The sequence below is a fragment of the Photobacterium sp. 53610 genome (assembly GCF_036409375.1).
In the GTDB taxonomy this organism is placed as follows: Bacteria; Pseudomonadota; Gammaproteobacteria; order Enterobacterales; family Vibrionaceae; genus Photobacterium.
Genome location: NZ_JAXOFS010000013.1, coordinates 14458 through 33506 on the forward strand (window position 1 = coordinate 14458; position 19049 = coordinate 33506).

At 54.6% G+C, this 19049-nt stretch carries 17 protein-coding genes; 9 read left to right on the plus strand and 8 right to left on the minus strand.

Annotation, left to right across the window (positions count from 1 at the left end; translation table 11 throughout):
* Nucleotides 1-13: 13 nt before the first annotated feature.
* Nucleotides 14-682, minus strand: coding sequence for a PAQR family membrane homeostasis protein TrhA (gene trhA, locus SPK40_RS20070; RefSeq protein WP_248144757.1), 669 nt, complete (start codon nucleotides 680-682; stop codon nucleotides 14-16).
* 105 nt (nucleotides 683-787) lie between these two features.
* Nucleotides 788-1582 carry a sporulation protein gene (locus tag SPK40_RS20075; protein ID WP_330961711.1) on the minus strand — a complete coding sequence of 265 codons (795 nt, stop codon included), beginning with the start codon at nucleotides 1580-1582 and terminating at the stop codon, nucleotides 788-790.
* A 157-nt stretch (nucleotides 1583-1739) separates the two neighbouring features.
* Here SPK40_RS20075 and SPK40_RS20080 point away from each other — a divergent pair, with 157 nt between their 5' ends.
* The 4 genes from SPK40_RS20080 (at nucleotide 1740) to SPK40_RS20095 (ending at nucleotide 5371) form a co-directional block, all read left to right on the plus strand.
* Nucleotides 1740-2006 (plus strand): YihD family protein, encoded by a 267-nt coding sequence (locus tag SPK40_RS20080; RefSeq protein WP_330961676.1) that lies wholly within the window; start codon nucleotides 1740-1742, stop codon nucleotides 2004-2006.
* 167 nt (nucleotides 2007-2173) lie between these two features.
* Nucleotides 2174-3604: a cytochrome c oxidase accessory protein CcoG gene (ccoG, locus tag SPK40_RS20085; RefSeq protein WP_330961677.1), complete on the plus strand. Its 1431-nt coding sequence runs from the start codon at nucleotides 2174-2176 to the stop codon at nucleotides 3602-3604.
* 101 nt (nucleotides 3605-3705) lie between these two features.
* Nucleotides 3706-4695 (plus strand): serine/threonine protein kinase, encoded by a 990-nt coding sequence (locus SPK40_RS20090; protein WP_330961678.1) that lies wholly within the window; start codon nucleotides 3706-3708, stop codon nucleotides 4693-4695.
* 73 nt (nucleotides 4696-4768) lie between these two features.
* Nucleotides 4769-5371, plus strand: coding sequence for a thiol:disulfide interchange protein DsbA/DsbL (locus tag SPK40_RS20095; RefSeq protein ID WP_330961679.1), 603 nt, complete (start codon nucleotides 4769-4771; stop codon nucleotides 5369-5371).
* Between the two features lie 75 nt (nucleotides 5372-5446).
* On the opposite strand, the gene SPK40_RS20100 is transcribed toward SPK40_RS20095, so the two are convergent.
* Both SPK40_RS20100 and SPK40_RS20105 read right to left on the minus strand, forming a co-directional pair.
* On the minus strand, nucleotides 5447-5731 hold the full coding sequence (locus tag SPK40_RS20100; RefSeq protein WP_330961680.1) for a hypothetical protein: 285 nt from the start codon (nucleotides 5729-5731) through the stop codon (nucleotides 5447-5449).
* Nucleotides 5732-5837: 106 nt separating this feature from the next.
* Nucleotides 5838-7364, minus strand: a complete 1527-nt coding sequence (locus SPK40_RS20105) for a YifB family Mg chelatase-like AAA ATPase (RefSeq protein WP_330961681.1) — start codon at nucleotides 7362-7364, stop codon at nucleotides 5838-5840.
* 416 nt (nucleotides 7365-7780) lie between these two features.
* Between SPK40_RS20105 and ilvG the strand changes: the two genes are divergently transcribed.
* The 5 genes from ilvG (at nucleotide 7781) to ilvA (ending at nucleotide 14117) form a co-directional block, all read left to right on the plus strand.
* The gene (gene ilvG, locus SPK40_RS20110) at nucleotides 7781-9430 is read left to right on the plus strand and encodes an acetolactate synthase 2 catalytic subunit (RefSeq protein ID WP_330961712.1); all 1650 of its coding nucleotides are present in this window, start codon (nucleotides 7781-7783) and stop codon (nucleotides 9428-9430) included.
* Nucleotides 9427-9687: an acetolactate synthase 2 small subunit gene (ilvM, locus tag SPK40_RS20115; protein WP_248144750.1), complete on the plus strand. Its 261-nt coding sequence runs from the start codon at nucleotides 9427-9429 to the stop codon at nucleotides 9685-9687. Before ilvG ends, ilvM begins: the two co-directional genes overlap by 4 nt.
* Before the next feature lie 15 nt (nucleotides 9688-9702).
* Complete coding sequence (locus tag SPK40_RS20120; RefSeq protein WP_330961682.1) at nucleotides 9703-10638, plus strand: branched-chain amino acid transaminase; 936 nt, start codon at nucleotides 9703-9705, stop codon at nucleotides 10636-10638.
* 78 nt (nucleotides 10639-10716) lie between these two features.
* The gene (gene ilvD, locus SPK40_RS20125) at nucleotides 10717-12558 is read left to right on the plus strand and encodes a dihydroxy-acid dehydratase (protein ID WP_330961683.1); all 1842 of its coding nucleotides are present in this window, start codon (nucleotides 10717-10719) and stop codon (nucleotides 12556-12558) included.
* A 5-nt stretch (nucleotides 12559-12563) separates the two neighbouring features.
* Complete coding sequence (gene ilvA / locus SPK40_RS20130; protein WP_330961684.1) at nucleotides 12564-14117, plus strand: threonine ammonia-lyase, biosynthetic; 1554 nt, start codon at nucleotides 12564-12566, stop codon at nucleotides 14115-14117.
* Between the two features lie 76 nt (nucleotides 14118-14193).
* Here the strand turns inward: ilvA and SPK40_RS20135 are convergent, their stop codons facing one another.
* From SPK40_RS20135 to SPK40_RS20150, 4 genes are all read right to left on the minus strand, one after another.
* A complete protein-coding gene (locus tag SPK40_RS20135) occupies nucleotides 14194-14574 on the minus strand; it encodes a helix-turn-helix transcriptional regulator (RefSeq protein ID WP_036751176.1) in 381 nt (126 codons plus the stop codon).
* 346 nt (nucleotides 14575-14920) lie between these two features.
* Entirely contained in the window at nucleotides 14921-16159 is a 1239-nt protein-coding gene (locus SPK40_RS20140) for an MFS transporter (protein ID WP_330961685.1), read from the minus strand.
* A 228-nt stretch (nucleotides 16160-16387) separates the two neighbouring features.
* The gene (glmS, locus tag SPK40_RS20145; RefSeq protein WP_330961686.1) at nucleotides 16388-18223 is read right to left on the minus strand and encodes a glutamine--fructose-6-phosphate transaminase (isomerizing); all 1836 of its coding nucleotides are present in this window, start codon (nucleotides 18221-18223) and stop codon (nucleotides 16388-16390) included.
* 23 nt (nucleotides 18224-18246) lie between these two features.
* Nucleotides 18247-19020, minus strand: a complete 774-nt coding sequence (locus SPK40_RS20150; RefSeq protein WP_248144745.1) for a DeoR/GlpR family DNA-binding transcription regulator — start codon at nucleotides 19018-19020, stop codon at nucleotides 18247-18249.
* Nucleotides 19021-19049: the final 29 nt, after the last annotated feature.

The following is a 19049-nucleotide window of genomic DNA, read 5'->3' on the forward strand; positions in this document are numbered from 1 at the left end:
GGGTTGCCGGGCTTTACAGCCCGGCGGTCGGCGCCACATACCAGTAAATCGCCAGAAAGTGACACACCGTGCCGCCCAGCACAAACAGGTGCCAGATAGCATGGTTATAAGGGATTTTTTTGTTCACATAGAACACCACCCCCAGCGAATACACCACGCCGCCAACGGCCAGCAGCACCAGCCCGGCAGTCGACATGGCCATCGCCAGCGGATAGACCGCCACCAGAGACAGCCAGCCCATCGCCAGATAAATCACCAACGACAGCCGCTTGAAGCGATAGACAAACGCGACTTTGAAAATGATCCCCAGCAGGGCAACCGTCCAGATCACCGCCATCAGGGTGACCGCCAGCGGCGTCCGCAGCGTGATCAGCAAAAACGGGGTGTAGGTGCCGGCAATCAGCAGGTAAATGGCACAATGATCCAGGGTTTTCAGAACCCGTTTCGCACTTTCAAAGGGAATGGCGTGGTACAGGGTCGATGCGAGATACAGCAAAATTATGCTGGCGCCGTAAATGCTCAGACTGGCAACACTCAGCGCATCAGCATTCACTTCAACCGCCCGCATCAGCAGCATCACCAGCGCCACAATGCCGAAAATCATCCCGGCACCATGGCTGAGGCTGTTGGCCATCTCTTCGGCCACGGAATATGAATAAGCAGTTTTCTGTTGTCTGGGCATGAGCGCTATCCGCTGTCTTTATAATTCCAGCAGTATGGCACAGTTTAGCTTACACTTGTAAGCTGAATTTCATGACGCCGTTGTGACAACGGTGCCACACCTTCATCACTGATCGTCAATCTGCTCCAGATACGCGAGAACCCGTTCCCCGGCCTCCGCCGGACTGACCGTCAGAGGGATTGCTAACTGCCGCTTGAGCTCACCACTACCAAGCAGTCTGGCCAGCATCCCGCTGACGCCGCGCTGACGGCGATCGATGGCAAACCACAGTTTCAGGCTGTCGCCGTCAACCTGAGTGATCAGTTCCAGTTCCCGCCAGCAGCCGTGATAAGGACCGGCGACCGGAACAAACTCAAACACCTGAACAAAGGGCAGAGCGAAACCATCAGTGGCTTCACATTCCACCTGCAACAGCCGGAATCCGGCCTGCTCAAGGGCAGAAAACACGGCATCCAGCAGCGGGTCCGGCCGTATCGTCAGCGGATCCTTGTCCTTGGGATCCAGCGCCAGCGGAATATCCAGGAGAGTTTCCAGCCAGACACCGGAGTCTCCAATGGTGATCGGCGTATTCACGGGCAGCTCAAAACGGCAATCAAACTGGCGCTGCTCTCCCGCCCGGAGCGTGAACGCCTCCGGAAGGCTCCACTGCGCCAGAGTATAGGTCTGCTTCACTTTTTCCATCCGGCGTTCGCTGTCGCCTCGGCTGACCGGCATTTCGTCCTCATAGCGGCAGCACAAATACAGATGAATGTTATCTACCGCCTGATCCACTTTGCCACCTTTCACATCAATACGCACCGGCAGGCTCTCGCCGGGCAGCAGGACTTCCGTTTCCAGTACAGTATCAACTCTGGCACCGCCTAACCCCAGACTGGCCAATGTTTTATGAAAAAGTGACATCATGACTCCTTGTCAGTATTTATCGGTCACGCAAAGGTATGAAACCAGTTTATCTGCCCATTCCGACTTCATCAAGCCACCGGATTGATTGGTTTCAGGGTGCAATTGACCTCTGTTATAATCCACACAAAGTATAAGCTTATAGAAGGAAGCTGGCATGGCCGAACACCGCATCACAGAATTACTGGCACTGCTCCAGCCATACTGGCAGCAATACCCAGAACTGAATCTGGCCGCCTTACTGGATCAACTGGCCAAAGAAGCAGGTTTCGTAGGACCGCTGAATGAACTCAGCGACGACATCCTGATCTATCAACTGAAAATGCGCGGTGAAGGCCAGGACTCCATGATTCCGGGTCTGGTGAAAGACTGCGAAACCGATTTCAAAACGGCGCTGCTGAAAGCCAGAGGCGTGCTCAAATAAACCATATCATTAATAAGCTTTTATCCGTGCGTTTTTTGAGCGAGGTAGAATATTCAACCAGTTAGATAAGATATAATCACGTTTTATTCCCAATGAACCATGATTGCCCAGGCCATGTACCCGGGCGACGAACGCCAGTATTGGCAATGCCCAAGGAATGCAATGTCATGAGCCAAGAGAGAATTAACATCAAGGATATCACTCCCAAGGAGTTTAATCCGAAAACCCATAAAGGCGGGGACGACCGCTTTAACCCAAGCAACCGCATTTATGTGCGGGCCATGAAAGGAGCTTACCAGCAACTGCGTCAGCGGATGGGCTGGCTGATGATGGGCCTATTTCTGGCACTGCCCTGGATCACTTACAACGGACGGCAGGGCATCCTGCTCGATATCGGCCGCCAGCAATTCAACATCTTCGGAACCACTTTCTGGCCACAGGATCTGACGCTGCTCGCCAGCCTGTTTATGGTTGCAGCTTTCGGACTGTTTTTTATCACCACCTTTTTAGGCCGCGTCTGGTGTGGCTATATGTGTCCGCAAACGGTCTGGACTTTTATCTACATCTGGTTCGAAGAAAAACTGGAAGGCCCGGCCAACAAACGCCGGACTCAGGACGGTAAATCGCTGACCCGGGAACTGTTGGTGCGCAAGAGTCTCAAGCACATTGCCTGGCTGGCGGTCGCACTGATCAGCGGTCTGACTTTCGTCGGTTACTTCCTGCCGATCCGAGAGCTGTTTGCCGATTTCTTTACCTTCAATGCCAGCTTCCTGGCTGCCTTCTGGGTCCTGTTTTTCACCTTCTGTACCTACGGCAACGCTGGCTGGATGCGCTCGATCGTCTGTATCCACATGTGTCCGTATGCCCGTTTCCAGTCGGCCATGTTCGATAAAGACACCTACATTGTCGGCTACGACGCAGCCCGCGGTGAGAACCGGGGTCCGCGCTCACGCAAAAAAGATCCCAAAGAACTGGGGCTGGGCGACTGTATCGACTGCAACCTCTGTGTCCAGGTCTGCCCGACCGGAATCGACATCCGTGACGGCCTGCAATACGAGTGCATCAACTGCGGTGCCTGCGTCGATGCCTGTAATCAGACCATGGACAAAATGGGCTATCCGCGCGACCTGATCAGCTACACCACAGAGCACAAGCTTGAAGGCCATAAAACCAAAGTGATGCGACCCAAACTGATAGGCTATGGCGTGGTCATGCTGGCGATGTTTGGTCTGATGGCCTATCTGATTGCGACCGTGCAGCCGATGGGGCTGGATGTGATCCGTGACCGGAATCAGCTGTTCCGGATCAATACGGCAGGGCTGGTGGAGAATACTTACACCCTGAAAATCCTCAACAAAACACAGCAGGATGCAACCTATAACCTGAGTGTTGAGGGGCTGGAAGGCGTCGAATGGTATGGCCCGAAACAGGTTCATGTGGAAGCGGGTGAAATCTTTACCCTGCCGATCAGCCTGGGAGTCGACCCTTATGAGCTGGCTCGTCCGATTGTCGACATCCGTTTTGTGATGGAACAGCAGGACGGCGACGACGTGAACCGTCTGGTCACCGACAGCCGGTTTATCGGTGAGCTGCGATAAGCCATATTTGGGTGCAAAATTAAGTAAATAAAGGGCCGCTTACGGCCCTTTTTCATTATGCTGTATACTGATGCAACCTTTTTAAAGATGGCTGTAACACCATGACAGCACTAGATGATTTCAGCTTTGCCGACCTGACCCCGGATCAGCTGCTCAATGCACTGGAAAGCATCGGCGTCTATGCCGCCTCCGGGCTGTTGCCGCTGAACAGTTATGAAAACCGGGTGTACCAGTTTACCGACGATGAAAACCGCCGTTTTGTGGTGAAATTCTATCGGCCACAGCGCTGGACCGATGCGCAGATCCAGGAAGAGCACGATTTTGCCGCCGAGCTGGCCGAGCAGGAAATCCCGCTTGCCGCACCACTGATGATGCACGGCAATACACTGCACCACTTCGAGCAACATCGGTTCGCACTCTTCCCGAGCTTGGGCGGGCGTCAGTTTGAGGTCGATAATTTTGACCAGATTGAACAGGTCGGTCGTTTCCTGGGCCGGATCCACAAGGCAGGTCAGCAACGGACTTTTATCCACCGCCCGACAATCGGTCTGGATGAATACCTCTTACAGCCCCGGAGCGTACTGGCACAGTCCGGCTTTATTCCGGCGCATCTGGAAGATGCATTTTTTCAGGATCTCGATCGCCTGATTGCCGCACTCACTGAAAGATGGCACAACAACTGGCAGCCACTAAGGATCCACGGTGACTGCCATCCGGGTAACATTTTATGGCGCGACGGCCCGCTATTTGTCGATCTGGACGATGCCCGAAACGGCCCTGCCGTTCAGGACTTGTGGATGCTGCTCAACGGCGACCGCGCCGATCAGCTGGCCCAGCTCGATACTCTGCTCGAAGCTTACGGAGAATTTGCCGATTTTGATCCCCGTGAATTGCAACTTATTGAACCATTACGTGGTCTCAGAATGGTGCATTACATGGCATGGTTAGCAAAACGCTGGCAGGATCCGGCCTTCCCGCGTGCATTCCCCTGGTTTGCTGATGCAAAATACTGGGAAGGGCAAGTCCTTGCCATCAAAGAACAACTGGCAGCCCTCGACGAGCCGCCACTGCAGCTGATGCCCCAATGGTGATCAGTCTGACTTAAATCCGAACGCTGGTGCCTGTATCAGGCACGGCATTGATTTTTCAGGGAGAACCCGATACATGTTTAAACAACTTTTCGCACTGGCAACCGCAGCGCTATTGTCTTTTTCGGCTTATGCCGCCCAGTTTACCGAAGGCGACTACTATCAGGTACTGGAACAACCAAAATCTTCCAATCAGGTGGTCACTGAGTATTTCTCGTTTTACTGCCCGCACTGCTACAACTTCGAACCCCTGATCCAGCAGCTGAAAACCAAACTTCCGGACAATGCCAAGTTCCAGAAAAACCATGTGTCCTTCATGGGCGGTAACATGGGTACTTCCATGAGCAAGGCTTATGCAACCTCCGTGGTCCTGGATATTGAAGACAAGATGATCCCGGTTCTGTTCAGCCAGATCCACAAGCTGAATAAAGCACCGCGTAACGACGAAGAACTGCGTCAAATCTTCCTGGACAACGGTGTCAAAGCTGAGGATTTCGATGGTGCCTTCAACAGCTTTGCTGTGAACTCTATGGTCAATCGTTACAACAAAGGCTTCCGTGACAGTGGCCTGACCGGCGTCCCATCGGTTATCGTCAACAATAAATACCTGGTAAAAACCGACAAAGTGAAATCAGCCGATGAGTACTTCGAGCTCATCAACTTCCTGCTGAAAAAATAAGTCTGATTTCTCCATAAAAAAAGGGCCGGATGGCCCTTTTTTTATATCTAAATGAATCTGGAAGGCGAACAACCACTAGATCCTGAGCTGTTTGCTGAGCCAGTCACAGGCTCTCATAGAGCAATACATCAAGAAAACAAACCCCAAACCTATCAGAAAAATAAGACTAATAACCAACCACTTATTTGTCATCTCCATTACGGGAGCATTAATATCCACACCAAATAAGTTAGGGAGCATATTGATAAATATTGTGACCAAGGCGCCATCAATCGCAAATGCAACATTCATCAGTATGAAACGCAGAAAACGATAAAACTTTGTCCGTCCTTCTGCGATTGAAAATGGATGATCTTTCATATCAACTTCCGATTTAAATACTCGTCAACATTACCACCAAACCCAACAAATCAAATTAAAATCAATCTCTTAATTTAGCAACCAGCATTAAACGCAGAAGATCGGTTCACACCACCTGACTCGTCAATTGCTTCAGCAATCGATCCATGGCGCGGTAGCCTAATGCCTCAGCCAGATGCGCCCTTTCAATGTCAGGCTTACCGGCCAAGTCGGCGATAGTGCGGGCGACTTTAATAATCCGGTGATAGGCGCGAATCGACAGCCCGAGTTGATGTAGGGCGGTTTCGAGGAATTCCGCATCAACTTTGGCCAGGGCACAGTGTTTATCCAGCTCACGGGTTCCCAGAAGGGCATTGATCTTACCACTGCGGTGATGCATCCGACTGCGGGCCTCAGCCACTCTTTCCTTAATCACAGGCGTGGCTTCGCCTCGATCGCCGCCCTGCGCCAGTGTTCCCCGAGGCAGGGCTGGTATTTCAATCGACATATCAAACCGGTCCAGCAAAGGGCCGGAGAGTCGTCCCAAATAGCGCAATATCGCCTGAGGATTAGTGCGCGCCTGGCTGCCTTCGTAGTAACCGGTCGGACTGGGATTAAGTGCCCCGATGAGCTGAAACCGTGCCGGAAAGGTGGTTTTGCTGCTGGCACGAGAAATCACGATCTCGCCAGATTCAAGCGGTTCCCGTAAAGAATCCAGCACTTTCCGCTCAAACTCCGGCATTTCATCTAAAAACAAAATGCCGTTATGAGCCAGCGAGATTTCACCGGGGCGGGGGATCGAACCGCCACCGACCAGTGCTGCCATTGAACTGGAATGATGCGGTGCCCGAAACGGACGATTGCGCCAGTTACCGGCATGGAGCGACTGAGCGGTCAGAGAAGTAATGGCAGCGGTTTCCAGTGCTTCCTCAACAGCCATCTCGGGCAGCAGATCGCACAGCCGCGAGGCCAGCATCGTCTTACCGGTGCCGGGCGGGCCGACAAACAGCAGGTTGTGACCGCCTGCAGCTGCAATTTCCAGCGCCCGTTTTCCCTGCTGCTGACCGATAATGTCCTGCATGTCCCGGCCGTGATTTACCTGCTCGCGCTGTCCCGGTTCCCGGCAATGCAGCGACAAGGACTCCTGTCCACACAGATAAGCGCAGACCGCCAGCAAACTGGCGGCTGATTTGTGTCTGTCGCGGCCCACCAGCGCGGCCTGATCCCCATTGGCATCCGGCAAAACCAGACAACGGTTGGCCTCTTTGGCCGCCAGTGCGGCGGGCAGGGCGCCTTTCACTGGCCGCAGTTCACCGGAAAGCGCCAATTCCCCTAAAAACTCATGATCGTGCAGCTTACTATCAGGAATCTGCCCGGAAGCTGCAAGAATACCCAAAGCGATGGGCAGATCAAACCGACCGCCTTCTTTCGGCAAGTCCGCGGGCGCCAGATTGACCGTAATCCGCCGGGCCGGAAATTCGAAATTGGCATTCACGATGGCACTTCTGACCCGGTCTCTCGCTTCCTTCACCGTTGTCTCCGGCAGCCCGACCAGATTCACCGCAGGCAGACCATTACTGAGGTGAACTTCCACGGTAACAGCCGGAGCATCAACTCCGACACAAGCCCTACTGTGCACGATTGCCAGCATCATTTTCATCCCCTTGAATATCGAAATTAACCACCTTCTCACTAAATATCTGAGGTGAGGCAGCACAATGTCTGCAAGATATCCAATGCGTATTGAAAATAACCACAACAAATTTCTTGTCATGCGACGAAAGTCTGTGATAAGACTAAAGGCGCACAACATCTATACAAGAATTTTGGACAGACAAGTCAATGCTATTTAACCTCAACCTACTAGTCCTCATTATCAACGTCATCGTGGTGATTATTTCACCGCGACGGGGGCTGGCAGGCGGAAAATAGCACACAAGCAAACACACGCAGAAAAAGCCCCCGCACCGAAAGGTCCGGGGGCTTTTTTCATACCTGAGCCGGGAAAAGACTGCACCAAACCAATAAATCGCAGCAACCGGCCAAGGTCATCAAAAACAGGGAGCCATGATGACAGGCGCAGAGTTAGTAGTAGAAGCCTTGAAGCAACAAGGGGTGAGCACCGTATTCGGATATCCGGGCGGCGCAATCATGCCCATCTATGATGCCTTGTACGACGGCGGACTCCGGCATGTTCTGTGTCGCCACGAACAGGGAGCCGCCATGGCCGCCATCGGCTATGCCAGAGCCAGCAACACCCTTGGTGTCTGCCTGGCGACCTCAGGACCGGGCGCTACCAACCTGATCACCGGACTGGCTGATGCCATGCTCGATTCCATACCGCTGGTTGCCATTACCGGTCAGGTCGCCAGCCCGATGATCGGCACCGATGCCTTTCAGGAAGTGGATGTACTGGGCATGTCACTGTCATGCACCAAACACAGCTATCTGGTCACAGATCCGAGCGAGCTGCCAGCTGTGCTGAATGAAGCCTTTGAAATCGCCCAGAGCGGTCGGCCAGGTCCGGTGCTGGTCGATATCGCCAAAGACGTCCAGCTGACTGCAATTGACCATCCGCTGGCACCGCTGCACGAAGCGCCGGCCTTACCTGCCACCGATCCGGAACAGTTTGCACTGGCACAGCAATTGTTAGCCGACAGCCAGCGCCCAATCCTTTATGTCGGCGGCGGCGTCCAACTGGCGGGTGCAGTCGATCAGGTCCGCGATTTCCTCGCCACCACACAGATGCCGGCGGTATCGACCCTGAAAGGCCTGGGCGTTGTCGACAAAGATTATTCCTATCATCTGGGCATGCTGGGCATGCACGGCACCAAAGCCGCGAATCTGGCGGTCCAGGAATCTGATCTGCTAATTGCGGTCGGTGCCCGCTTTGACGACCGGGTAACCGGCAAGCTGGATACCTTCGCGCCCCATGCCAAAGTGATTCATCTGGATATCGATCCGGCCGAACTGGGCAAACTGCGCCGTGCCCATGCCGCCCTGCGTTGCGATATCAGCACAGTGCTCCCCCAGCTGGCCCGCCCGATGTCACTGGTGCCATGGCAACAGCACGTCACCAGTCTGATGTCAGAAAACGGCTGGCGCTATGACCATCCGGGCGAGCGGATCTACGCGCCGCTGCTGCTGAAACAGCTGTCCGACACGATGGACGACCGGACAGTAATCAGTACGGATGTCGGCCAGCATCAGATGTGGGTCGCGCAGCATGTTGCCCATCGCCAGCCCCACAACCTGCTGACCTCTGCCGGTCTCGGCACCATGGGCTTCGGTCTGCCGGCGGCCATCGGCGCCAAACTGTCCCGCCCGGATGATCAGGTGGTGCTGGTCTCCGGCGACGGCTCTTTCATGATGAATGTGCAGGAACTGGGCACCATCCGCCGTCTGGGCCTGCCGGTGAAAATTATCCTGCTGGACAACCAGCGTCTGGGCATGGTCCGCCAGTGGCAGGAACTGTTTTTCGATGGCCGCTACAGCGAAACCATCCTGTCTGATAACCCGGATTTCGTCACCCTGGCCAGTGCCTTCGGCATCCCGGGCCAGACCATTACGCGCAAGGAAGAAGTTGGTCCGGCGCTGGAGACCCTGCTGGCAAGCGAAACAGCCTATCTGCTGCACGTTGCCATTTCTGAAGCTGATAACGTCTGGCCACTGGTTCCCCCCGGTGGTGCCAACCACGACATGATGGAGGAACCACAATGACTCAGCACACTTTAACGATCCAAGCTGCCAGCCGTCCTGAACTCCTGGAACGTGTTCTCCGGATCACACGCCACCGCGGATTCATGGTAAAACAGTTTTCAATGGCGCATAGTGAAGACTATAAGTCCGTCGACATTGAAGTCACGGTCGATAGTGAGCGTCCCATCCTTGCCCTCTACAATCAGTTGGACAAATTGTGGGATGTCACCGGCGTTACTATTTTAGAGCAGCAACAAAAACAACAAATCAGCGCATAACGAAAGGATTAGACAATGGCAAACACAGCAGATTACATCTGGTTCAACGGCGAAATGGTTCCTTGGCAGGACGCGAAAGTTCACGTGCTGACCCACGCTCTGCATTACGGCACTTCTGTTTTTGAAGGCATCCGTTGCTATGACACCCCGAACGGTCCGATCGTCTTCCGTCATCGTGAGCACATGGAGCGCCTGAAAGATTCAGCCAAAATCTACCGCTTTCCGATCCCGTATACCGTAGATGAACTGATGGAAGCCTGCCGCGAGACCCTTCGTGCCAACAAACTGACTTCTGCTTACATTCGCCCGCTGGGCTATGTCCCGAATGTCGGTCTTGGCGTTTGCCCGCCAAACGGCACCGAAATGGACCTGATTATTGCAGCCTTTTCCTGGGGTGCGTATCTGGGCGAAGAAGCTCTGGCGAACGGGGTGGACGCCATGGTGTCCAGCTGGAACCGCGCGGCACCCAATACGATTCCGACAGCAGCCAAAGCAGGCGGGAATTACCTGTCTTCACTGCTGGTGGGAGGGGAAGCCCGTCGTCACGGCTATGCAGAAGGCATCGCGCTCGATGTGCGCGGTTACCTCTCCGAAGGAGCCGGTGAGAACATCTTCGTCATCCGCAACGGTGTGATTTCCACGCCACCGGCCACCAGCGCCATTCTGCCGGGTATCACCCGCGATGCGATCGTGACCCTGGCAACCGAAATGGGCTACGAAATCCGTGAGGAAAACATTGCCCGTGAAGCCCTCTATCTGGCCGATGAAATCTTCATGACCGGTACCGCCGCTGAAATCGTTCCGGTTCGCAGTGTGGATCAGATCACCGTGGGTGAGGGCAAACGCGGCCCGATCACCGAGAAAGTCCAGTCGGCATTCTTCGGCCTGTTCAACGGCCAGACCGAAGACAAATGGGGCTGGCTGGATCCGGTCTACCCGGCCGAAAAATAAACCACACTATAATAAGCAAGCACAGCAATGTCCCGCCGGTATCTTGCATACCGGCGGCTCAAAAAGGAATTTCACGTTATGCCTAAGTACCGCTCCGCCACCACCACCCACGGCCGAAATATGGCCGGTGCCCGCGCCCTGTGGCGTGCCACCGGAGTCAAAGATGAAGATTTTGGCAAACCCATCATCGCCGTTGTTAACTCCTTTACCCAGTTTGTACCGGGCCACGTGCACCTCAAAGATCTCGGCCAGCTGGTTGCAGCCGAAATCGAAAAAGCCGGTGGGATTGCCAAAGAATTCAACACTATTGCCGTCGACGACGGTATCGCAATGGGCCACGGCGGCATGCTGTATTCCCTGCCGTCCCGCGAGTTGATTGCCGACTCGGTCGAATACATGGTCAACGCCCATTGTGCCGATGCCATGGTCTGTATTTCTAACTGCGACAAAATCACCCCGGGGATGCTGATGGCCTCTATGCGCCTGAACATTCCGGTGATCTTCGTTTCCGGCGGCCCGATGGAAGCCGGAAAAACCAAACTGTCGGATCAGATCCTCAAACTGGATCTGGTTGATGCCATGATTCAGGGCGCCGATCCGAAAGTTTCCGACGAACAAAGCGAACAGATCGAACGATCCGCCTGTCCGACCTGCGGATCCTGCTCCGGCATGTTCACAGCCAACTCCATGAACTGCCTGACTGAAGCCCTGGGTCTGAGCCAGCCGGGCAACGGCTCCTGTCTGGCCACCCATGCCGACCGTAAGGAACTGTTCCTGACCGCAGGCCAGCGGATTGTCACGCTGACCAAACGCTACTACGAGCAGGACGATGCCAGCGTCCTGCCGCGCAATATCGCCAATAAACAGGCCTTCGAGAATGCTATGGCGCTGGATATCGCCATGGGCGGTTCAACTAATACGGTGCTGCACCTGCTGGCCGCCGCGCAGGAAGGCGAAATCGATTTCACCATGGAAGATATCGACCGCATGTCACGCAAGGTTCCGCACCTGTGCAAGGTGGCGCCATCAACCCAGAAATATCACATGGAAGATGTCCATCGTGCGGGCGGGGTTTACGGCATTCTGGGTGAACTGGATCGGGCTGGACTGCTGCACAATGATGTCCCGAACGTGCTGGGAATGACACTGGCCGAAGCACTGACGCAGTACGATATCAAGCAAACCGACTCCGAAGCCGTACAGTCTTTCTTCCGTGCCGGTCCGGCCGGGATCCGGACCACACAGGCATTTTCTCAGGACTGCCGCTGGGACAGTCTGGATGATGACCGCGAGAACGGCTGTATCCGCAGCAAAGAACACGCCTTCAGTCAGGACGGCGGTCTGGCGGTGCTGTCCGGTAACATGGCGATTGACGGATGTATTGTCAAAACCGCCGGTGTGGACGAAAGCTGTCTGACCTTTGAAGGCCCGGCGGTTGTATTCGAAAGCCAGGAAACTGCCGTGGAAGGAATTCTGGGCGGCAAAGTCAAAGCTGGCGATGTGGTCATCATCCGCTATGAAGGTCCGAAAGGCGGCCCGGGTATGCAGGAAATGCTGTATCCGACCACCTATCTCAAGTCGATGGGACTGGGCAAGGACTGCGCCCTGATCACCGACGGTCGTTTCTCCGGCGGCACCAGCGGCCTGTCAATCGGTCACGTGTCTCCGGAAGCGGCCAATGGCGGCACCATTGGTCTGATTGAAGACGGCGACCGGGTAGCGATCGACATTCCAAACCGCAGCATCGAACTCAACGTTGATAACGCGACGCTGGCCAAACGCCGTGCCGCTGCTGATGCACGCGGCTGGAAACCGGTAGATCGCCAGCGTACAGTGTCTTTTGCCCTGCGCGCCTATGCCAACCTGGCCACCAGTGCTGATAAAGGTGCGGTTCGCGACAAAACCAAGCTGGAAGGGTAAGTATGATGAGTGAGCTGACACAGGCCAGAGCCGCTGAGTTTCTCAGCGGGGCTGACTATTTAAGGGAGACGCTGCGCGCACCGGTCTACGAAGTGGCGCAGGTCACCCCGTTGCAGGAGATGGAGCGGCTGTCCAGCCGGTTGGGCAACCGTATCCAGATCAAGCGTGAAGACCGCCAGCCCGTGCACTCATTCAAACTGCGCGGTGCCTACAATATGATGTCCCAGCTGACACTGGCACAGCGTCAGGCCGGTGTGATTGCGGCTTCGGCAGGCAACCACGCTCAGGGACTGGCACTGTCCTCCCGCCAGCTGAACGTGAAAGCCATCATTGTGATGCCGCGGACCACCCCGGATATCAAGGTGGAGGCTGTCAAAAGCTTCGGCGGCGAAGTGATGCTGCACGGCAGCAACTTTGATGAAGCGAAAGCCTATGCCATTGAGCTGGCAGAAAAACATCACTACACCTTCATTCCCCCGTTCGATCACCCGGCAGTGATCGCCGGGCAGGGCACGATTGGGATAGAACTGGTACAACAAAACGGCCACCTCGACTATGTTTTTGTGCCCGTCGGAGGCGGCGGTCTGGCGGCAGGCGTGTCGGTCCTGCTCAAGCAGCTGATGCCGGAAATCAAAGTGATCGGCGTGGAAGCCGAAGACTCCGCCTGTCTGCGGGCCGCGCTGGATGCCGGTGAACCGGTCACACTGGATCAGGTCGGGCAATTTGCCGACGGGGTCGCGGTGAAGCGCATCGGTGATGAAACCTTCCGTCTGTGTCAGCAGTATCTGGATGATGTCATTACCGTCAGCAGTGACGAGATTTGTGCGGCAGTCAAAGATATCTTCGAAGATACCCGGGCCATCGCCGAGCCATCCGGCGCGCTGGCGCTGGCCGGCCTGAAGAAATACAGCGAACAGCATCAGGTGAAAGGCAAACAGCTTGCCTCGATTTTGTCCGGTGCCAACCTCAACTTCCACGGCCTGCGCTATGTGTCGGAACGCTGTGAACTGGGTGAAAAACGAGAAGGACTGCTGGCTGTCACCGTACCGGAACGGCCGGGCGCCTTCCTTGATTTCTGTCGCCTGCTGGGCGGCCGGGCGGTCACTGAGTTCAACTACCGTTACAACGATGACACCCTGGCCAATGTGTTTGTCGGTATTCGCCTGATCCAGGGACAGGAAGAACTGGACAACATCATTACCGATCTGCGCAAAGGCGGTTATCCGGTGGTGGATCTGTCAGATGACGAGATGGCCAAAGTGCACGTTCGCTATATGATTGGCGGCCGGCCGTCCAAACCGTTGCAGGAACGCCTCTACAGCTTTGAGTTTCCCGAATATCCGGGCGCGCTGCTCAGATTCCTGACCACGCTGGGCACCCACTGGAACATCAGCCTGTTCAACTACCGCAACCACGGCGCTGACTACGGCCGGGTCCTGTGCGGTTTTGAACTGGAAGATCACGACCTGCTGTCGTTCACCAGCCACCTGCGTGAACTGGGTTACCAGTGGAAAGACGAGACCGACAACCCGGCCTACCGCTTTTTCCTGGCCCAATAAGCGACAAAAACAGCCCCGCATGCCGGGGCTGTTTTCTCTTGCTGATTCGTCATTCCCTGATGATTACCGGGCGATTTCAGGACTTATCTTTTTGTGTCAGCGCACGGGTATATTCCGCCATGAAACTGGCCAGGTTGATACTCTGCTGCAAAATCACATTCCGGGCCGAATGGGGCAACCGGCTGAAATACTGCAACAGGCGATCAATTTCTTCTTTATATTCACTTTCCAGAATCTCGAGTCCCTCATCACCGTAAACAAACCAGGTCAGCGGCCGCTCGGTGATTTCCGAAATCGCTGACAGCAAACGCACCTTGGGTTCCGTCTTTCCGGTTTCCAGGTCCAGATAAGTTTGCCGCGCCACGCCCAACTGCTGGGCCATATGTACCTGAGTCAGGCCTTTCCACTCTCGCGCTTCCTTGATTCGCGAGGCGATCATCGCTTTAGGATCTGTCATCAATACCTCCACCACTGCAATATGTACTGACCAAAGGCCAGCATAAAATCAGCCAACTCAGGAGCTATTATTTTTTTATTTATTATCAGCACGTTATATGAAGCCACATTCTCATCTTGCAAAGTGCAATGCAAAACCGGAAGGATTCAGGCAAAGCGTCTGATTTCGCAAATAAAAACGTCACTTCTGTATTCAATCATAGACGCTGGGGATCAGGGCGGAGCGGAAACCGAATCCAGGCGCCACAATTGACGCCTTTATCTCAACGCTAAGACAGGGTTGTCTGACTCAGCAGTCACTGACCCGGACAGATTCCGGGCAAACCGTTGAATATGAAGCGAACGTCTTACACGTCCTTTTCAATTTCTGCCGGGTTCAAGCGTATGGAGGAAGCCATATTCATCCGCCAGTAAGCAATGACCCCCATCAGCACGGTACTGGCCATGACGACCGGCGTCCAGTCCGCGAAAGCCGACTCTAAAAGCCAGCCGAACACCAAATAGCCAGCGGGAACCGAAAGAAAGCGGACAGAAGAGAACAGCGTCATCACCCGCCCGAACAAAGCTTCAGGCACCACAGTTTGGATCAGGGTGACTTCAATCGGACCAGCAAACCCGAGGCACAGCCCGATAACAAAAAGCTGAATGAAAAACAGCGGCTGGCTCGCGAAGAATGACATTGAGAGAAGCACCACCGCCAGCGATAAGTAGCCCGTGAACATGATCTGCCGGTTCGAAAACCGCTTGCCGAAAAAGCCAAAAAGTAAAGACGAAACGCTGGTACCGGCCCCGAAGCATGTCATGGATACCCCCAGACTCATCACGGACTCAAATACAAACTTGTTCAAATAGGGCAGATAGACAAAAAGGAACGGGGTGATGACAAGATTAACCGTGGCACTGAGGTAAAGCACAGACAAAAGGGCGCGCTGCTGTCTCAGGTACTTCATCCCTTCTGAAAAATACCTCAACGGAGGGGCAGAATCAGGCTTCGTGCGTTCCGCCTCCGGCCTGAAATGCTTCTTCAGAACAATCATGCCGAATGCAACCGCGAAGAATGTCGCTGCATCAAAGTACAGAGCGCTGATCGTGCCAAAAGCCGCCACAATCAGAGCCGCAACCACCGGGCCCAAAAGATCACAGATATTTTCCAGGGTGGTATTCACCCCATTAATCAGGTGATGATCCAACTGATGCCGTTTGATTTCATGTCTTAAAATCACATCCTTGGCTAAACGGCTTGGGGTATCCAATAACGTGCTGAGCACCAGCAATGCCGCCAGAAGACTGAGGGTCAGCAGATCCGCATGATAGAAAACAGGGATCAGCAAGATACTGAAAAAGTTCACCAGATCAGAAAGGACCGACGCCCTGAATGCCCCTAACCGATCGACAAATGGCGCGCTAAAGAAAGTCGACAAAATCACAGGGGTGATTTTCGCAGCCATCACAGCAGCAACCAGAGCCGGGCTGTCTGAGATTTCCAGAATGAGCCAGGGGATGGCCACCTCTGTGAGGGCATTCCCTAAAATCGTTATCCCATTGAGGGTCAGCAACCCACAGATTGGCCACGACATCCTGCGCATCTACGAGACTCCTTTCACGTCATTCGTTCTTTCGTCCACTATATCCCGGCGACATATGATACAAGTTAAATATCCATTAACAAGATGAATCCCACAATAAAAAACCTCCTGCCGGGTATGGCCCGACAGGAGGCTTGAAATAGACATCGCATGCTATGTTCAGGACTGAATTCTGACGCAGCAGAACATCCTGAATGGCAATCTCACCGAGGTGAAAATCAGCCGGACTTACTCAACCGTTACCGACTTGGCCAAGTTCCGGGGCTGATCGACATCCGTACCTTTGATCAGCGCGACGTAATAAGACAGCAGCTGCAATGGCAGGGTATAGAGGATCGGCGCGATAAACTCATCACAGTGCGGTACGTTCAGCACGGTCATGGTGTCATCGCTGGCGAAGTGGGCATTCACATCCGCAAACACATACATCAGGCCGCCACGGGCACGGACTTCTTCCACATTCGACTTCAGCTTCTCCAGCAATTCATTGTTCGGCGCCACCACAATCACCGGCATGTCGGCATCGATCAGGGCCAGCGGGCCGTGTTTCAGCTCACCAGCTGCATAGGCTTCCGCATGAATGTAAGAGATCTCTTTCAGCTTCAGCGCACCTTCCATGGCAATCGGAGACTGCTCACCACGGCCCAGGAACAGGGCATGATGCTTATCTGCGAAATCTTCCGCCAGTGCTTCAATGTCACCCGCCATCGCCAGCGTCTGCTCGATTTTGGACGGCAGGCTCTGCAGGGCTGACACCAGCTGAGTTTCCTGCGCAGCATCCATGGTCTGATTGCCCCGGCCAATTGCCGCCACCAGCATCAGCAGGCCCGCCAGCTGAACAGTAAAGGCTTTGGTTGAAGCCACACCGATTTCTGCCCCGGCTTTCATCATGTAAGCCAAATCGGATTCGCGCACCAGGGATGAACCCGGAACGTTACAAATCGTCAGGCTGGCCATGTAACCCATCTCTTTCGCCAGACGCAACGCCGCCAGGGTATCGGCGGTTTCACCGGACTGAGACAGTGTCACCAGCAGGCTGTTCTCAAACACATGCGATTTGCGGTAACGGAATTCGGAGGCAATCTCCACATTACAGGACACACCGGCCCATTGCTCCAGCCAGTAACGGGCAACCAGACCTGCATGGTAGCTGGTACCGCAGGCAATGATCTGCACATGCTTCACTTTCTGCAGCAGCTCGGCAGCATGCTCACCAAACGCAGAAGCCAGAACCTGACCATTCGCCAGACGGCCTTCCATCGTGCGCTGCAGGGCAATCGGCTGCTCGTAGATTTCTTTCAGCATGTAATGGCGGTACTGGCCCTTGTCGCCGGCGTCATGGGAAACTTCAGATTCGTTAATTTCGCGTGCAACCGGCTCGCCGTGCTTGTCAAAAATCTTCACGTCAAAACGAGTCACTTCGGCCACATCTCCTTCTTCCAGGAATGCAAAACGGCGGGTCACCGGCAGCAGGGCCAGCTGATCAGAAGCCACAAAATGCTCATCCACGCCATAGCCGATCACCAGCGGGCTGCCAGAGCGGGCAACCACAATCCGGCTCGGATCGCGACGGTCCATGACCACAGTGCCGTAGGCACCTTCCAGCTGAGTCACAGTCTTCTGCACAGCTTCCAGCAGGGTGGCTGCTGTGCGCAATTCCCAGTCAACCAGGTGAGCAATCACTTCGGTATCTGTCTGAGAAAGGAAAGTATAACCACGTTCAGTCAGCACTGCGCGCAGGGATTCATGGTTTTCAATAATGCCGTTGTGCACAATGGCAATCTCATCACCGGACATGTGCGGGTGAGCATTGGTTTCCGATGGCTCACCATGGGTCGCCCAGCGGGTATGTGCGATGCCGGTGCCGCCGGAAATCGGACTAGCCGCAACCGCATCCGCCAGTTCCTGAACTTTACCCAACCGACGAACACGATTCAGCGCGTTACTGCCATCGACGACCGCCACACCAGCCGAGTCATAACCCCGGTATTCCAGACGGCGCAGACCTTCAATCAGAATGCCAGCCACATCACGCTGGGCAACAGCCCCAACGATTCCACACATAGGATTCTCCTGCAAAAATATCGTTATTGATTGATGGCGGCACAGATCACCTGCACCCCTTGTTGTTCAATTTCCGCCCTGGCGGCCGGATCCAGCCCTTCATCGGTGATCAGGGTGTTGATACTGCTCCACGGCAGTTCCAGATTGGGGATACGACGGCCGACCTTGCTGGATTCGACCATCACCACCACTTCGCGGGAAACTTCAGCCATGACCCGGCTCAGGCCAATCAGCTCATTGAAAGTGGTGGTGCCGCGACTGATGTCGATACCGTCTGCACCGATAAACAGCTGGTCAAAATCATAGGAACGCAGGACAGACTCCGCGACCTGCCCCTGAAAGGCTTCAGAATGAGGGTCCCAGGTGCCACCGGTCATCAGCAGCGTGGGTTCGTTTTCCAGTTCATTGAGGGCATTGGCAACATTGAGCGAGTTGGTCATCACGATCAGTCCCTGCTTGTCACCCAGCAAACCAATCAGCGCCGCCGTGGTGCTGCCGCTGTCGATAATCATCCGGTTATGGTCACGAATACGGGCAGCTGCGGCCTGAGCGATAGCTTGCTTTCGAATCGAAACTTCAGGTTCGTGCCCGGCGGCGACGATTTCAGACGGCATGGCAATCGCACCGCCGTAACGGCGCAACAGCAGACCTGTGGTTTCTAACGCCGCGAGATCTTTGCGGATGGTGACTTCAGACGTCGCAAACTGCTGGGCCAGTGCATCCACACTGACTTCGCCCTGTTCATTCACCATCGCCACAATGGCATGACGCCGCTGCTGAGTGTTTCGTTTCGACATAAAAGTTTTTCTTATGATTTAAGTTTCGA

Excerpts from the sequence above, each read along its gene's own strand:
- glmS (WP_330961686.1), bottom strand. The coding sequence starts at position 18,223 with ATGTGTGGAATCGTTGGGGCTGTTGCCCAGCGTGATGTGGCTGGCATT.
- SPK40_RS20075 (WP_330961711.1), bottom strand. The coding sequence starts at position 1,582 with ATGTCACTTTTTCATAAAACATTGGCCAGTCTGGGGTTAGGCGGTGCC.
- SPK40_RS20095 (WP_330961679.1), top strand. The coding sequence starts at position 4,769 with ATGTTTAAACAACTTTTCGCACTGGCAACCGCAGCGCTATTGTCTTTT.
- SPK40_RS20105 (WP_330961681.1), bottom strand. The coding sequence starts at position 7,364 with ATGATGCTGGCAATCGTGCACAGTAGGGCTTGTGTCGGAGTTGATGCT.
- SPK40_RS20080 (WP_330961676.1), top strand. The coding sequence starts at position 1,740 with ATGGCCGAACACCGCATCACAGAATTACTGGCACTGCTCCAGCCATAC.
- SPK40_RS20140 (WP_330961685.1), bottom strand. The coding sequence starts at position 16,159 with ATGCGCAGGATGTCGTGGCCAATCTGTGGGTTGCTGACCCTCAATGGG.
- ilvD (WP_330961683.1), top strand. The coding sequence starts at position 10,717 with ATGCCTAAGTACCGCTCCGCCACCACCACCCACGGCCGAAATATGGCC.
- SPK40_RS20100 (WP_330961680.1), bottom strand. The coding sequence starts at position 5,731 with ATGAAAGATCATCCATTTTCAATCGCAGAAGGACGGACAAAGTTTTAT.
- SPK40_RS20090 (WP_330961678.1), top strand. The coding sequence starts at position 3,706 with ATGACAGCACTAGATGATTTCAGCTTTGCCGACCTGACCCCGGATCAG.
- ccoG (WP_330961677.1), top strand. The coding sequence starts at position 2,174 with ATGAGCCAAGAGAGAATTAACATCAAGGATATCACTCCCAAGGAGTTT.
- SPK40_RS20135 (WP_036751176.1), bottom strand. The coding sequence starts at position 14,574 with ATGACAGATCCTAAAGCGATGATCGCCTCGCGAATCAAGGAAGCGCGA.
- trhA (WP_248144757.1), bottom strand. The coding sequence starts at position 682 with ATGCCCAGACAACAGAAAACTGCTTATTCATATTCCGTGGCCGAAGAG.
- ilvG (WP_330961712.1), top strand. The coding sequence starts at position 7,781 with ATGACAGGCGCAGAGTTAGTAGTAGAAGCCTTGAAGCAACAAGGGGTG.
- ilvA (WP_330961684.1), top strand. The coding sequence starts at position 12,564 with ATGAGTGAGCTGACACAGGCCAGAGCCGCTGAGTTTCTCAGCGGGGCT.
- SPK40_RS20120 (WP_330961682.1), top strand. The coding sequence starts at position 9,703 with ATGGCAAACACAGCAGATTACATCTGGTTCAACGGCGAAATGGTTCCT.
- SPK40_RS20150 (WP_248144745.1), bottom strand. The coding sequence starts at position 19,020 with ATGTCGAAACGAAACACTCAGCAGCGGCGTCATGCCATTGTGGCGATG.
- ilvM (WP_248144750.1), top strand. The coding sequence starts at position 9,427 with ATGACTCAGCACACTTTAACGATCCAAGCTGCCAGCCGTCCTGAACTC.